Origin of the sequence: Pseudomonas profundi (genome assembly GCF_008638305.1) — a bacterium.
GTDB lineage: Bacteria > Pseudomonadota > Gammaproteobacteria > Pseudomonadales > Pseudomonadaceae > Halopseudomonas > Halopseudomonas profundi.
Map to the genome: position 1 here is coordinate 1 of NZ_VTPZ01000044.1, position 869 is coordinate 869.

Annotated in this window: 1 protein-coding gene; it reads left to right on the forward strand. The window is 57.2% G+C overall.

Annotation, left to right across the window (positions count from 1 at the left end; all coding sequences use genetic code 11):
- A partial coding sequence (gene tuf, locus FZE95_RS19490; RefSeq protein ID WP_150302446.1) for an elongation factor Tu occupies window positions 1-869 on the forward strand: 869 nt, incomplete at both ends.

The window sequence follows — 869 nt, forward strand, 5'->3', positions numbered from 1 at the left end:
TCTGCAGCTGACGGCCCGATGCCACAGACTCGCGAGCACATCCTGCTGTCCCGTCAGGTAGGTGTCCCGTACATCGTCGTGTTCCTGAACAAGGCTGACATGGTTGATGACGAAGAGCTGCTGGAGCTGGTCGAAATGGAAGTTCGCGATCTGCTGAGCGCGTACGACTTCCCTGGCGACGACACGCCGATCATCATCGGTTCCGCGCTGATGGCGCTGAATGGCGAAGACGGCAACGAAATGGGTACTTCTGCCGTACGTAAGCTGGTCGAGACTCTGGATGCCTACATCCCTGAGCCTGAGCGTGCCATCGACAAGCCGTTCCTGATGCCGATCGAAGACGTGTTCTCTATTTCCGGTCGCGGTACTGTTGTGACGGGTCGTGTCGAGCGTGGCATCATCAAGGTCCAGGAAGAAGTGGAGATTGTAGGTATCAAGGATACCGTCAAGACCACCTGTACTGGCGTCGAGATGTTCCGCAAGCTGCTGGACGAAGGCCGTGCCGGTGAGAACGTTGGTGTTCTGTTGCGTGGTACCAAGCGTGAAGACGTTGAGCGTGGTCAGGTACTGGCCAAGCCGGGCACCATCAAGCCGCACACCCAGTTCGAAGCTGAAGTGTATGTGCTGGGCAAGGATGAAGGCGGCCGTCACACTCCGTTCTTCAAGGGCTACCGTCCGCAGTTCTACTTCCGTACAACTGACGTGACTGGTTCCTGTGAGCTGCCGGAAGGTGTGGAAATGGTAATGCCGGGTGACAACGTGAAGTTGGTTGTTACTCTGATCGCTCCGATCGCCATGGAAGACGGCCTGCGCTTCGCTATTCGCGAAGGCGGACGTACCGTTGGTGCCGGTGTGGTTGCCAAGATTAT